Genomic DNA, 14,427 nt, shown 5'->3' with positions numbered 1-14,427 from the left:
AATGATTCTTCTTTCCTTTTTTAAAATTATTACATAAACCTATAAAGAATGAGTACCCTTTTCCAGCAGAGTAGAAAATGAATCGGCATGGATAGGTTTACTGTAATAGTAACCTTGAATAAACTGACATTTATTTTTTTGAAGGAAATTCACGTGTTCTTTCGTTTCGACACCTTCAGCAATAATAGACATCTCTAATGTATGTGCTAATGTGATGATTGTTTTAATGATTTCCTTTCCATCTTCACACGTTTCGGACATTGTAATAAATTCTCTCGGGATTTTTAAAGTATCGATTGGATATAAGGGTAAGTATGCTAATGAAGAATAGCCTGTACCGAAGTCATCGATTGATATGTGAATCCCTAAACCCTTGAGTGTTCGCAGCTTTAATAATGTTTCTTTCTCATCCATCATTGCAATGCGTTCCGTTAATTCTAGGTCAAGAGAACTTGCTGGTAAGCCAGTCGTTGCTAAAGTAGAGGAAACGGATTGTATAAAATCTTCTTGCTCAAATTCTTTAGCCGATAAATTGACGCCTATTTTTAAATGAGAGTATCCTAGTGTGTGCCAACGTTTCATTTGCTGACATGCTTGTTGTAAAGTCCATTTTCCAATTGAAATGATTTGCATTGTTTCCTCAGCGATTGATATAAATTCATTTGGAGAAATGATCCCTAGATCTGGATGATTCCAGCGAATTAAAGCTTCAGCTCCAACAATTTTATTACAATTGCTATCAACTTGAGGTTGATATAAAAGGAACAATTCTTCATTTTGAATTGCGTTCGGTAAATCTTTCTCTAATCGTAATCGTCTCTCAATCTTTCTAGCAATTATATCATCATAAATAGAGACAGAGTTAAGCTCTTTTTCCTTTGCGTCATACATTGCAACATTCGCGTTTTTCAATAGTGTAGTGATATCGATTCCATAATGTGGATAAATAGCAATCCCGATGCTAAGAGATAAAGTCAGCTTATGTTCGTGTATGACAAACGGTTTTTTCATGCTTTTAAATAATTGGTTACATAACGATAATAAGGAATCTTGGTCAGTATAGTTTTCAATTAAGATTGTAAACTCATCCCCACCAATTCTTGAAACATAAGTATGTGATGAAAGGCATGATTGAAAACGTTTTGCTACTTCTTCTAATATGTAATCACCTGTAGAGTGTCCAAGTGTATCGTTAATAACTTTAAAGCGGTCTAAATCTAAATATAACAGTGCAAATTCACTTTGTTTTGCTTGTGCATTTCTTATAACTGTTCTCAATTTTTTTTGGAAAAAGGCCCGATTCCCAATTTTTGTTACAGTATCATGGAATGCTAAATATTTTATTTCTTCTTGCTGTTTTTTAAAGGCGGTAATATCTTTCACCAAAATGTAGCTTCCTGAAATTTGTTCATCTACCATAATAGGAACGATAGTAACGTATAAAAAATAAGTAAAGCCGTTCTTATATTGAGAGCGTAGTTGTAAAGAAGTAGATTTTTGTTTTTTTGCTTTTTCTAATGCAGACATAAGTTTATGCTTATCTTCGTCTAAAATAACAGAAAGACAAGTCTCACCAAGTAATTCACTAGAGGCGGCTCCAAGTAGAATGTTTCCTGCTTTATTTACATTTAAGAACGTCCCGTTTAAATCAATCGTAAAAATAGGATCTGGATGATATTCATATAACGATTTGAATGTTTGCTGCTTTTGAGATAAAGCTATTGATTTTTTGACTAAATCAGTAGTCCGTAAAGTAACTTTTTCTTCTAATTGAGTATTAAATAGTTGTAAGCGTTGTGTTAATTTTTTATTTTGCATATGTACAATGGAATGACGAATCAATACGAATACAAAAGTAATACAATTTCCTGTAATAAGGGTTGATGATGATGTTTGCTCTTTGAGTGTAAATCCGATTAAGATTGCAACAGCAAGATAGGGAAATACGACTAAAACTTTTTCACCTAGAATAGGATTTATAATAAAATAGCTTGTAGCGCTATTTTGAGATTTTGGAATAGAACCAGCTATCGCAATAAGTAATATAGGTATTCTATATAAAAGACGTAATAATGTGATCGTCTCCGGTGATAAATGGCTGTTTAAGTAAAAATAAATATAATTAAAAGTTGCAGAACTTATTAATACAAAAATAAAAATATACATTTTCCGCTTGGAATTAAAAATTGTTGGGCGGAAAAAGATACTAACACCTAGTAGAAGAAATAATAAATCTGCAATTGGATATAGAAATGAAAGGAAAATTTCTCCCAGTGAAAGAGAGAATATATTTAAATCTGGCTCATTAAATAAATACCATTCTAATGTGAATATAGAAGTAAGTACGATGCATATATCACAAATAAAGAACAATTTTCCCCATTTATTGCACTCTTTTAAGATTTTATAGCAGAAAGCGATAAGGAAGAAAAGTAGAAAAAACATGTAAAACACATCAGAAATAGTAAAACGATGTATTGTAGGTTCAAAAAAGGTATTTTGATATGTATATACAACTTTTCCTAATAGAAAATTTCCAATGGCAATGGTGATACATATCCAAAACGGATTTGAACGGACTTTTTTTGAATATATAGAGTAAATGAGTGATACAAATGTTATGGCTTCAATGATGAGTGAAGCGAAGCGTACGCTGAAATTTGAAAAATGAGTAGGGAAAAGAAAGAAAAACATTGAATAGATGGAATAGCCTATTAATGTTGTGATTAATATACATATTTGCAAATTTTTATTTGGCTTCAATTAAATCACCTTCTTTAAGTATGTACTATATTCGTAATATCTAAACGTAATAATATTACTTAAGGATTGTATCAGATTTCCTTATAAAAATCATGTTTATAAGGAAAGAATTAAAGAGTGTAATACTTCTTAAAATTGAAAAAGTATTACACTTGATAGCTTGTACTGTATTAAAATTTTAGATGGGAATTGTATATTTAGTCATCCTTTGAATTTTAAAGTTTTTTTAGTGATTTGTAAGTAAATATGTAAGGTTGCATATAAAATGATGAGAACTTTCTTTCTAGATGAGTTTTTGGTCGTTATAGGTTGCTTTAAGTAAGACGTTTGTATGTATCTATCCTCATACTAATGAGGGATTTCAAAAATGTTTTACGTATATACAATAATACGTAATCATGTATGAAATTTTTAGTATGGGAGGAAGAACATGAAAAACTGGGTGAAGTTTCGAATAGCACGTCCAACAGATAAGTTTGAAGAGGTTACATCTTTTTATGAAAAAGGGTTAGGATTAAAACGTATAGGTGAGTTCTATGATCATGAAGGCTATGATGGAGTTATGCTTGGTCTACCTGATGAAGAATATCATCTGGAGTTTACAAGACATGAAAATGGAAGTCCCTGTCCAGCACCAACGAAAGATAATTTATTAGTATTTTATATGCAAGAAGATAGTGAAATGAAAAAAGTGAGCAAAAGGCTGCATGCAATGGGATACGATGAAGTAGAACCAGAGAATCCATATTGGAAAGAAAAAGGGATAACGATAGAAGATCCAGATGGTTGGAGAATTGTATTGATGAAAATATAAGAACAAGGTTTCAAATTATGATAGGGTAAAAATAAATTAGCTTCCTTCTAGGAAATAAAAATAGAAGGAAGTTAATTCATTTGTAGTCTGAAAATTTTAATTTGACAATCAATTGTAGAGGGATGTAAATTGAGAACGTGTATTCTTATAAGTTTGATAGTGTTGCCATTCAAAAGGAATGTATAAATAGGGAGGGCTTTTTATGTTATTTCGAATTGAAGATGCAGAAATATACTATGAAATCGTTGGAGAAGGAAAACCAGTCATTATCATACATGGCTGCGCTCCTGATCATAGGTTAATGATGAAATGTATGGAAGGAGTATTTCAGAAATATGAAGGGTATAAGCGAATATATATTGATTTACCTGGAATGGGAAAATCGAATGCTCCAGATGGGATAAATAGTTCAGATCGTATAGTAGAAGTGCTTATCACATTTATTGAGAAAATCATTTCTACTGAAGAATTTTTATTGGTAGGAGAGTCATACGGAGGCTATTTAGCTAGAGGAATACTCACAAAGCTGTTTGAAAGAGTTAACGGATTACTATTAGTATGTCCTGTTGTTGTAGCGGATCCAGAAAAAAGGACTCTTCCAGATAAACAGGTAATTTTACAAGATGATGAATTTTTAAATAAGCTCACTTCTACGGAAAGAGAGGGTTTTTGTGAGTTAGCGGTGGTAGCAAATGAATATACATATAAGCGATTTAATGAAGAAATTAAGCCAGGACTAGATATTGCTAATTATGAATTTATTGAAAGGTTGCAAAATAATTACTCTCTTACTATGGATTTTCATCATAAAAAATATGAGAAACCTGTTCTTTTATTAGCCGGAAGACAAGATATATCGGTAGGGTATCAAGATATTATAGAAATTATTGAAGATTATCCAAGAGCAACATTATCAGTTTTGGATATGGCAGGGCATAATTTACAAATTGAACAGCCTGAATTATTCGAGAGCTTAGTAGGAGAATGGATTAGACGAACAAATCAGCAAAGTTTATAAAAGACGAATGAACAATTTCAAGGAGGAAGTATGAATACATATATCTATATGGTTAGGCATGGTGAATCGCCAAAATTAGAAGGGAATGAAAGAACACGTGGATTAACTGAAAAGGGAAGTTTAGACGCTCATAGAGTAACGGACATATTAAAAACAGAGGAAATTGATACTTTCATTTCAAGTCCGTATAACAGGGCTGTGTTAACGATAGAAAAAACAGCGGATTTCTATGAAAAAGAAATATTAATATATGAAAATCTCAAAGAGTGTATGTTTTTAAGTGAGGATCAGATTATATCAGATAAAGAGGTGTATCCACTTGTAAAGAAGATGTTTTCTAATCCGGATTTTGCACTAACGGAAGGGGAGTCATATAAGGATTGTCAGAGAAGGGTAGTGAAAGTGTTAAAGGAAATATTAATGGATTTTCAAAATGTACAAATATTATGACTCCTGTTGATTTGTTTTAAATCTTTAAAAATGTAAATGGAATATATACTTTCACAGTCAAAAAAGTTAAAAAATTTTGTCTTAAGGATTATAATGAAGAAAGAAATATAAAAGGAGTGAACGAATTTGAAACAAGAACTTATTGAAAGATTTACGAGATATGTAAAAATTGATACACAATCAAATGAAGAAAGTCATACAGTACCAACAACACCTGGACAAATCGAATTTGGTAAGTTATTAGTGGAAGAGCTAAAAGAAATTGGGTTAACAGAAGTGACGATGGATGAGAATGGATATGTAATGGCAACACTTCCTGCTAATACGGATAAGGATGTTCCTGTAATTGGCTTTTTAGCACACTTAGATACAGCAACAGACTTTACGGGGAAAAACGTAAAGCCACAAATTCATGAAAACTTTGATGGTAATGCGATTACGTTAAATGAAGAGCTAAATGTTGTGTTAACGCCGGAACAGTTTCCAGAATTACCATCTTATAAAGGGCATACGATTATTACAACTGATGGTACAACACTGCTAGGAGCAGATGATAAAGCTGGTCTTACAGAAATTATGGTTGCAATGAATTATTTAATACATAATCCGCAAATTAAGCATGGGAAAATTAGAGTGGCATTTACGCCAGATGAAGAAATCGGCCGTGGACCATCGCATTTTGATGTAGAAGCGTTTGGTGCATCATTTGCTTATACGATGGATGGAGGCCCATTAGGTGGTTTGGAATATGAAAGCTTTAATGCTGCAGGTGCTAAGTTAACATTTAACGGAACAAATACACATCCTGGAACAGCGAAAAATAAAATGCGTAACGCAACTAAACTGGCTATGGAGTTTAACGGGCATTTACCAGTAGAAGAGGCACCGGAATATACAGAAGGATATGAAGGATTTTATCATTTACTTTCTTTAAATGGTGATGTTGAGCAAAGTAAAGCGTATTATATTATTCGAGATTTTGATCGTGAAAATTTTGAAGAGCGTAAACATAACGTTGAAAATATTGTGAAGCAAATGCAAGAGAAATATGGACAAGATGCAGTCGTTTTAGAAATGAATGATCAATACTATAACATGCTTGAAAAGATTGAACCAGTGAGGGAAATTGTTGATATTGCATATGAGGCAATGAAAAGTTTAAATATCGAACCGAATATCCATCCAATTCGCGGTGGAACAGATGGATCACAGTTATCATATATGGGATTACCGACGCCGAACATTTTCACTGGTGGTGAAAACTATCACGGAAAATTTGAGTATGTTTCGGTAGATACGATGGAAAAAGCTGTTCAAGTTATTGTAGAAATTGCAAGAAGATTTGAAGAGCAAGCTTAAAAAAGAACCAAGTAGTGATGTGCTACTTGGTTTTTTAGTATAGTACTCGCCATAAATAAAAAGTGGCGTAAGACTCCCAATTGATCCAATTTGCTGCAAAATCTTTTATTTCATGTTTAGTCGGTTTACTTTCGGAATCTGTTATACATTTAATTGCATTGTGCAAACCAACATCATCAATTGGAAAAGCGGAAGGAAATCGTAAACAGCGCATTAAAACATAGTTGGCAGTCCACGGTCCTATACCATGGATAGCAGTTAATTGTTTTTCAGCAAGCTTTACATCTTTTGTTTGTAATAACACTTCTTTTGATAGTTTTCCGTCTGTAATAAGCTTGGCAATACCGATTAAATATTCACATTTTCTCGTCGTCATTTTTAAGTCTTTAAGATCCTCTACATGTAAATTTGCAATTATTTCAGGTGAGGGGAATATCCAATGTTTTCTATCGTTCCATTCTACATAACTTCCAAATGTCTCAACTAATCTTCTTTTTAGCGTATAGGCATATGTGAGATTAATTTGCTGACCGATAATTCCCCAGGAAAGTGCTTCAAATAAATCTGGAATACCTAAAGTTCGAAGACCATAAAACTTTTGAATAGGACCTTGAAGGAGCGGATCCAGTTTAGCTAATTTATAAAAGGGAGCTAAATCAGTAGTTAAATCCAACCACTCTGTTACATAGTTAGCTACAGCATCGCATATCCATTTCTCAGAGATATATGATTCTCCTACAAAACGTATTTCCAAATTGCCATCAGTGTTCATACTAATTTCAACCAAAGGGTTTATATGTTGAATAGGGATAACTTTATAAATTTTGTTATCTTCAATGTGAAACATACATTCATTGTTAGAACGGGATAGATAGCGTAAGTTTTCTTTGAAACTAAATTCTGTTGGAACTATTAAAGTTAATGCGCTAGTATATTCTGCTGTCATATGCATTCTACCTGCGACTTTTCTAATATAAGCAATTCTTTCTTCATTTCTAATCCACCTCTAAAGCCGGTTAGTTTCCCATTCTTTCCAATAACACGATGGCAAGGAATTGTAATGAGAAGAGGGTTGGCAGCGATAGCAGAAGCAACGGCACGCACAGCCTTAGGTTTTTGTATTCTTTCTGCAATTTCTGAATAAGAATATGTCTTCCCATAAGGAATTTCACGTACCGTATTCCAAATAGATAATTGAAAGGCGGTACCGTAAGCATCGATAGGGAATGTAAAAGTTTCCCGCTTGTTTTCTAAATACTCGATAACTTCTTTCGTATATGTGTACAAGTAATCTGGATTGCGGGTCAATTTATATTGCGGCAGTTTTTTTCTAGCCCATATAGTTAGTTCTTCGAAGTTTTCGTCTTGTGATCCAATGAAACATAGTCCATTTTCAGTTGCGGCAATATGAAAGCGCCAATTTCCATGTGTAAGGAGCGTCCAATATATAGATTTATTTTTGTAGGAATTCATTATTGTATCCCTCTTTCATTTCATTCTTTTTTCGATATTCAGTCGGAGTAAAGCCGGTTTTCTTTTTAAATAAAGTTGCGAAATACTCTGGGTTTTCTATCCCGACAGCAGTACTAATTTCTTTAATAGATTGATTTGTATGTGAAAGATATTCTGCAGCTTTAACAATCCTGAATTGCTGTATATATTCTATTGGACTTATTCCTAGCAGTCTTTTGAAAGTACGTTGTAAATGAAATAGGCTACCATGGCACATTTCTGCGAGTATGTCGAGAGTTAATTCTTCGTCATAATGCTTTTCAATATAGTCTTTAATTTGTTCTACCCACTCTTCGTTAGGTAAAGTAATCCCATTTGGTTTACAACGTTTGCACGGACGAAAGTTTTCATGCAATGCTTGCTCTGCATCTAGAAAAATTCGTACGTTGTTTTTATTCGGTATTCTCGATTTGCACGATGGGCGGCAAAAGATCCCAGTCGATTTCACAGCATAAAAGAATTTTGTATCATAAGAAGAATCATTATGAATAATGGCTTGCCAATGCTCATTTGTTAACGTAACTCCTTCATTGTGCAAAGAACATCACCTCTGAAATTAGTATAACCTGAATCATGTGCATATGTACGTATTCACAAATGTAAGAGCAAGATTACAAAGATGAAAATATGATTGTTTTTCTATTTTGTGATAGCATGAACTTTGAAAATGAACAGCAAGAGGAGGACGAAATGTGAAGTTAATTTCATGGAATGTAAATGGTTTACGTGCAGTTATCGCAAAAGGTGGGTTTTTAGAATATCTTGAAGAATCCGATGCGGATATATTTTGTTTACAAGAAATTAAATTACAAGATGGGCAAATTGATTTAAATCTAGAGGGATATTATACATACTGGAATTATGCTGTAAAAAAAGGATATTCAGGGACGGCTATTTTTTCGAAAAAAGAACCGCTTTCTGTTACATACGGTTTAGGAATTGAAGAGCATGATCAAGAAGGACGAGTTGTTACTTTAGAGTTCGAAGATTTTTACATGATAACGTTATATACACCAAATTCAAAACGTGGATTAGAACGATTAGATTACAGAATGAAATGGGAAGATGATTTCAGAGCGTATATTAAACGATTAGATGAGAAGAAACCAGTTGTTTTTTGCGGAGATTTAAACGTTGCTCATAAAGAAATCGATTTAAAAAATCCAAAAAGTAATCGTAAAAACCCTGGATTCTCTGATGAGGAACGAGAGAAGTTTACATGTATTTTAGAAGAAGGATTTATAGATACGTATCGTTATCTATATCCTTATCAGGAAGGTGCATATTCGTGGTGGTCGTATCGTATGGGAGCGAGAGCGAAAAATATTGGATGGCGTTTAGATTATTTCGTTGTTTCTGAAAGAGTGAAAGGCCAAATAAAGGATGCAAAAATTAACAGTGAAGTAATGGGATCAGACCATTGCCCAGTTGAATTACATATAAATTTATAAAAAAGAAGTATCTTCCTGAGTATAGGGGATACTTCTTTTTTTAGTCAGTTTGTTAAAGTTTTTCAGATCATTCTTGAAATAATCTGACATTAACTATATACTTAATAACGATAATCATTATCAATGAGAATGATTATTAATTGATGGAGTCATAAAAGAATTATAGTTTAGGGGAAGTGAACGAGCATGCGTTTTGGATAGAATTATTAATCTAATGAAATATATATAGAATAAGTTTCACATAGTTAATTTTTGTTGTGAATATAATTCTAAACAATTCGAGAGGAGAAATATAAAGATGAACAAGAAATTATTTACATTAGGGATGGTTACTGTTTTAAGTGTAGGTTTAGCAGCATGTAATAGTGCGGATAAGACTTCAGGGGAGCAAAAGCAACAGACAAAAGCTGCGGAAACGAAAAAAGATGAAAAACGAAAAATTACATATTTAGGTAAAGAATATACAGTGCCAACAAAAGTAGATAAAATTGCGACAGCTAGTTTAGAGTCAATGGAAGATGCGGCAGTACTTGGAATTAAACCAGTTGGTGCAATTACTGTAGGCGGTAAATTACCAAAGTATCTTGAAAAAGAGTTAGAGGGTGCAAAATCTGTAGGTGAAAAAATGCAACCAAATTTCGAAACATTACTTCAATTAAAACCAGATGTTATTACATCGAGTACGAAGTTCCCAGCAGAAACAGCTGAAAAGTTTACGAAAATAGCACCAACATTCCCTGTATCACACGTTTCAACAAATTGGGAAGATAACTTGAAATTGATGGGAGAACTAACTGATAAAAAAGATAAAGCAGAAAAAATTATTAAAGATTACAATACGGACGCTGAGAAAGCAAAAGCAAAACTAGGAGATAAGTTAAAAGACAAAAAGGTTCTTGTAATTAGACTAAGAGCAAACGAATTATTCCTATATCCAGAAGGAGTATACTTTAACCCTGTCATTTATAAAGATCTTGGATTAACAGCTCCAGAACAATTGAAAACTGTAAAAGCACAAGAGAAAATTTCATTTGAAAAACTTGCTGAACTTAACCCGGATTATATTTTCTTACAATATGAGGCAAGTGAAAATAAAAACCCGAAAGCACTAGAAGAAATTAAAAGCAATCCAATTTGGCAAAGTATGAATGCTGCGAAGGAAAAGAAAGTATTTGTAAACGTTGTAGATCCAATGGCGCAAGGTGGTACAGCTTGGAGTAAAACAGCATTCTTAAAAGAAGCAGTGAAAAATTTATCTAAATAATACGATAAGTAAGGTGCGTTGAATGATATGCAGAAAACAAATGCAGTGCCAGTAACCATTTTATGTATAGCACCCATATTGATTTTATTTACAGTCATACTTTCTGTTTTATATGGTGCGAAAAACATTGATGCTGAAACAGTGTGGAATGCATTATTTCATTTTGATTCAAGCGATGTAAATCATAATATTATTATTACTTCACGTTTACCAAGGGTGGTTGCAGCTCTTTTAGTCGGAGCATTTCTAGCCATATCAGGAGCACTTATGCAGGGGATGACAAGAAACTATCTTGCATCCCCTTCTATTATGGGTGTGACGGATGGGGCAGCTTTTGTTATTACACTTTGCATGATTTTTCTTCCGGGAATGTCATCGATCGGTATGGTTTTATGTTCAATGATTGGTTCTGCGCTAGGAGCCAGTATCGTGTTTGGTTTTGGTTCACTCCTTCAAAATGGCTTATCCCCAGTTAGGTTAGCGATTATAGGAACAGTTATTGGAACATTTTTAAGTAGTGTATCGGCAGCGATGGCTTCGTATTTCCAAATCTCTCAAAATGTTAGTTTTTGGTTTAATGCAAAGTTAGATCAAGTGGATCCTAATATCATTAAAATCACGATACCCTTTGGGATAATTGGGATAATTTTAGCACTGTTCATATCAAAATCGATTACAATTCTTTCCTTAGGAGAAGAAGTTTCTATTAATCTAGGACAGCGTACAAAACTAGTTAAAGCGATGGCAATTTTATCAGTTATTTTTTTGACAGGAACAGCAGTTGCTTTAGTAGGTAAAGTAGGTTTTGTAGGTTTAATTATTCCACACATTACTCGCTTTTTAATTGGGGTAGATTATAAGTGGATCTTGCCATGTGCAGGTGTTATTGGTGGAGTTTTTTTAGCACTATGTGATGTTTTAAGTAGGTTTGTAAATTATCCATTTGAAACGCCAATTGGGGTCGTTACATCTTTAATTGGAATTCCTTTCTTCCTTTATTTAATCCGTACAAGAGGAGGAGAGAGACATGCTTAAAAGTTCAAGTCAACGTTTTGGAATGACGATGGGGATTATTATATTTCTAATACTATGTGCTATTTATATTAGTTTAACGAATGGTACGTTTGATATTACGATTACAGATGTATTTAAAACACTCTTTAGAATTGATCCAGTACCAGATCATGATTTAGTTATATTTGAATTTCGTCTTCCGCGCATTGTAATTGCTGGATTAGTAGGATTAGGTCTCGGCGTTGCGGGTGCTGTAATTCAAGGAATTACGAGAAATGGATTGGCGGACCCAGGTATTTTAGGAGTAAATGCAGGGGCAGGAACAGCAATTGTAATTTTTATGTTTTTCTTTCAAGGGCAATTAAAGAGCACAGATTGGGTTTCTATAATGATGATGCCGATGTTTGGTTTAGTCGGTGGACTAGGAGCGGCTATCATCATTTATCTGTTTTCTTGGAAAAACGGTAAGTTAGATTCGCAGCGACTTTTATTAACAGGGATTGCAATTGGATCAGGATTTGGGGCCTTTTCTATGTACTTATCACTCAAAATGAAGTCAACTGATTTTGAAATGGCTGCAGTTTGGGTATCTGGAAGTATATATAGCGCGAACTGGAAGTATATTGTGGCAATGTTACCGTGGCTGATTATATTAATTCCTCTTATACAAAAGAAAGCTTATTTATTAGATTTATTTCAATTGGAAGAAACAAGTATTACAAGTTTAGGTGTTTCGGTAGAAAGAGAGAAATCTATTTTACTATTAAGTAGTATCGGACTTGTAAGTGCGTGCGTGGCTGTTTCAGGAAGTATTGGTTTTATCGGATTAATGGCGCCGCACATAGCGAAAAGACTTGTCGGTATTCAGCATAAGCATATCATTCCTACTTGCGGAGTAATAGGAATGTTTCTTGTGATTACCTCAGACTTTATTGCAAAAACAGTTTTCACACCTGTAGAGTTACCAGTTGGAATCGTTATTTCTATTGTCGGTGTACCGTATTTCTTATATTTACTTTATAAGGCGAAAGCGTAAGAGGAGGAATAGAAATGAGTATTTTAAGTGCAAAAAATTTAGAAACAAGTTATGAAAAGCTTACAGTGTTTCGCGATTTAAATGTGGAGATACAAGAAGGGAAAGTAACGACAATTATAGGTCCGAATGGGTGCGGAAAATCAACGTTGTTAAAGACAATGGGACGAATGTTAAAACAAAAAAGCGGTAAAGTGTATTTGCAAGGACAAGATTTAAACACAATTCCAACGAAAGAAATTGCTAAGCAGTTAGCTTTACTTCCACAAACTCCGATTGCACCAGGAGAGCTGAAAGTAGAAGAATTAATTTCTTATGGACGCTATCCGCATCGAAATAACGTAAATAAGTTAACTTCAAAAGATAAAGAGATGATTGATTGGGCACTAGATATAACGAAAACATCTGCATTTCGAACGAGACAAATTGCAAACTTATCAGGTGGTCAAAGACAAAAGGTATGGCTAGCGATGGCTTTAGCACAAGAGACAGAAGTGTTGCTATTAGATGAACCGACTACATACCTTGATATGTCTCACCAATTAGATGTATTGCAAATTGTGGAGAAGTTAAATAAAGAACATAATTGTACAGTCGTAATGGTACTACATGATATTAACCATGCAGCGAGGTTTTCAGATGAAATTATTGCAATGAAGGAAGGGGAAATTGTAACAACGGGTAGCCCAGAAGAAATCATTACAAATGAAGTGTTAAAAGAAGTATTTCATATTGATGCGCGTGTCATGATTGATCCGTATAACGGGTCTCCTGTTTGTTTCGGTTATGATAGCGTTATATCGCAAGAAGAAAAAGTAGAAATGTATGTAACAAGTTAAAAAGGGGGGATTTACAATGAATGCTACTATTGAAAAACGGCAAATTATTACATCTAATACAGAACAGTGGAAAATTTATTCAAAATTAGAAGGTAAGGAATATCAAATTCATATTTCAAAGCCGAAGCAGCTAGCACCAGAGTCAGGATATCCAGTCATATACGTCTTAGATGGTAATGCCTTTTTTCAAACATTCCACGAAGCGATTAAAATACAATCGGTTAGAGCGGAAAAAACAGGTGTTTCACCAGCCATTATAGTTGGTATTGGTTATCCAATTGAAGGGGCATTTTCTGGTGAAGAAAGATGCTATGATTTTACGCCTAGCGTAATTTCAAAAGATGCGCCTTTAAAGCCAGACGGCAAACCGTGGTCTAAAACAGGTGGAGCACATAGCTTCTTTACTTTTATTGAAGAAGAATTGAAACCACAAATTGAAAATAAATTTGAAATTGATAAAGGAAAGCAAACGTTATTTGGACATTCTTTAGGTGGTCTGTTTGCTTTACATATATTATTCACAAACATAAAGGCCTTTCAAAATTATTTTATTAGTAGTCCATCTATTTGGTGGAATAACGAGTCCGTGCTTGAAAAAGAAGAGAATCTTATAAATGAATTAAACAATGCTCAGTTTGAAACAGGTGTATTTCTTACAGTGGGGTCATTAGAACGAGAGCATATGGTTGTAGGTGCAAATGAATTATCAGAACGCCTTCTCCAAGTCAACCACGACAAATTTAAATTTAAGTTTTATGAAGCTGAAGGAGAAAATCATGCATCTGTTGTGCCGACTTCTTTAAGTAAGGGATTAAGATTTATTAGTCAAGTGTAGCAGGAGTCTAGAAAAAGGTAAGCGAATAGCTTACTTTTTTTATTGTTTTTTCAACCAAGTACTAATAGAGAAAGA

At 33.7% G+C, this 14,427-nt stretch carries 13 protein-coding genes and 1 pseudogene; 10 read left to right on the top strand and 4 right to left on the bottom strand.

The window, feature by feature from the left end:
• Nucleotides 1-39 precede the first annotated feature (39 nt).
• Nucleotides 40-2,763: a bifunctional diguanylate cyclase/phosphodiesterase gene (locus tag COE49_RS21035; protein ID WP_098946059.1), complete on the bottom strand. Its 2,724-nt coding sequence runs from the start codon at nucleotides 2,761-2,763 to the stop codon at nucleotides 40-42.
• A gap of 430 nt (nucleotides 2,764-3,193) precedes the next feature.
• Here COE49_RS21035 and COE49_RS21030 point away from each other — a divergent pair, with 430 nt between their 5' ends.
• The 4 genes and pseudogenes from COE49_RS21030 (at nucleotide 3,194) to pepT (ending at nucleotide 6,404) form a co-directional block, all read left to right on the top strand.
• Nucleotides 3,194-3,577 carry a VOC family protein gene (locus COE49_RS21030; RefSeq protein WP_088230048.1) on the top strand — a complete coding sequence of 128 codons (384 nt, stop codon included), beginning with the start codon at nucleotides 3,194-3,196 and terminating at the stop codon, nucleotides 3,575-3,577.
• Between the two features lie 202 nt (nucleotides 3,578-3,779).
• Nucleotides 3,780-4,595 (top strand): alpha/beta fold hydrolase, encoded by an 816-nt coding sequence (locus COE49_RS21025; protein ID WP_098253054.1) that lies wholly within the window; start codon nucleotides 3,780-3,782, stop codon nucleotides 4,593-4,595.
• Between the two features lie 30 nt (nucleotides 4,596-4,625).
• A pseudogene (locus COE49_RS21020) lies at nucleotides 4,626-5,042 on the top strand (histidine phosphatase family protein); the annotation flags it as partial.
• A gap of 129 nt (nucleotides 5,043-5,171) precedes the next feature.
• Entirely contained in the window at nucleotides 5,172-6,404 is a 1,233-nt protein-coding gene (gene pepT, locus COE49_RS21015) for a peptidase T (RefSeq protein WP_088230046.1), read from the top strand.
• A 34-nt stretch (nucleotides 6,405-6,438) separates the two neighbouring features.
• Here pepT and COE49_RS21010 read toward each other — a convergent pair whose 3' ends face one another.
• From COE49_RS21010 to COE49_RS21000, 3 genes are read right to left on the bottom strand one after another with little or no spacing between them, the layout of a single operon-like run.
• Entirely contained in the window at nucleotides 6,439-7,350 is a 912-nt protein-coding gene (locus tag COE49_RS21010; protein ID WP_098253053.1) for a DNA-3-methyladenine glycosylase 2, read from the bottom strand.
• Nucleotides 7,347-7,877 (bottom strand): methylated-DNA--[protein]-cysteine S-methyltransferase, encoded by a 531-nt coding sequence (locus COE49_RS21005; protein ID WP_088230044.1) that lies wholly within the window; start codon nucleotides 7,875-7,877, stop codon nucleotides 7,347-7,349. The genes COE49_RS21010 and COE49_RS21005 overlap by 4 nt, the downstream gene beginning before the upstream one ends.
• Nucleotides 7,858-8,454: a bifunctional transcriptional activator/DNA repair enzyme AdaA gene (locus COE49_RS21000; RefSeq protein ID WP_088230043.1), complete on the bottom strand. Its 597-nt coding sequence runs from the start codon at nucleotides 8,452-8,454 to the stop codon at nucleotides 7,858-7,860. Before COE49_RS21000 ends, COE49_RS21005 begins: the two co-directional genes overlap by 20 nt.
• 154 nt (nucleotides 8,455-8,608) lie before the next feature.
• On the opposite strand from COE49_RS21000, the gene COE49_RS20995 reads away from it, so the two are divergent.
• The 6 genes from COE49_RS20995 (at nucleotide 8,609) to COE49_RS20965 (ending at nucleotide 14,352) form a co-directional block, all read left to right on the top strand.
• On the top strand, nucleotides 8,609-9,367 hold the full coding sequence (locus tag COE49_RS20995; protein WP_088230042.1) for an exodeoxyribonuclease III: 759 nt from the start codon (nucleotides 8,609-8,611) through the stop codon (nucleotides 9,365-9,367).
• Between the two features lie 298 nt (nucleotides 9,368-9,665).
• Nucleotides 9,666-10,631 carry an iron-hydroxamate ABC transporter substrate-binding protein gene (locus tag COE49_RS20985; RefSeq protein WP_098253052.1) on the top strand — a complete coding sequence of 322 codons (966 nt, stop codon included), beginning with the start codon at nucleotides 9,666-9,668 and terminating at the stop codon, nucleotides 10,629-10,631.
• A gap of 27 nt (nucleotides 10,632-10,658) precedes the next feature.
• A complete protein-coding gene (locus tag COE49_RS20980; protein ID WP_088230040.1) occupies nucleotides 10,659-11,666 on the top strand; it encodes a FecCD family ABC transporter permease in 1,008 nt (335 codons plus the stop codon).
• Nucleotides 11,659-12,681, top strand: a complete 1,023-nt coding sequence (locus COE49_RS20975) for a FecCD family ABC transporter permease (RefSeq protein WP_088230039.1) — start codon at nucleotides 11,659-11,661, stop codon at nucleotides 12,679-12,681. The genes COE49_RS20980 and COE49_RS20975 overlap by 8 nt, the downstream gene beginning before the upstream one ends.
• Nucleotides 12,682-12,695: 14 nt before the next feature.
• Nucleotides 12,696-13,517, top strand: a complete 822-nt coding sequence (locus COE49_RS20970) for an ABC transporter ATP-binding protein (RefSeq protein ID WP_088230038.1) — start codon at nucleotides 12,696-12,698, stop codon at nucleotides 13,515-13,517.
• A 16-nt stretch (nucleotides 13,518-13,533) separates the two neighbouring features.
• Entirely contained in the window at nucleotides 13,534-14,352 is an 819-nt protein-coding gene (locus tag COE49_RS20965; RefSeq protein WP_098253051.1) for an alpha/beta hydrolase, read from the top strand.
• Nucleotides 14,353-14,427 lie beyond the last annotated feature (75 nt).

This window comes from Bacillus sp. AFS029637, assembly GCF_002584985.1.
Classification (GTDB): domain Bacteria; phylum Bacillota; class Bacilli; order Bacillales; family Bacillaceae_G; genus Bacillus_A.
This window is presented reverse-complemented; position numbering and strand designations above follow the sequence as displayed.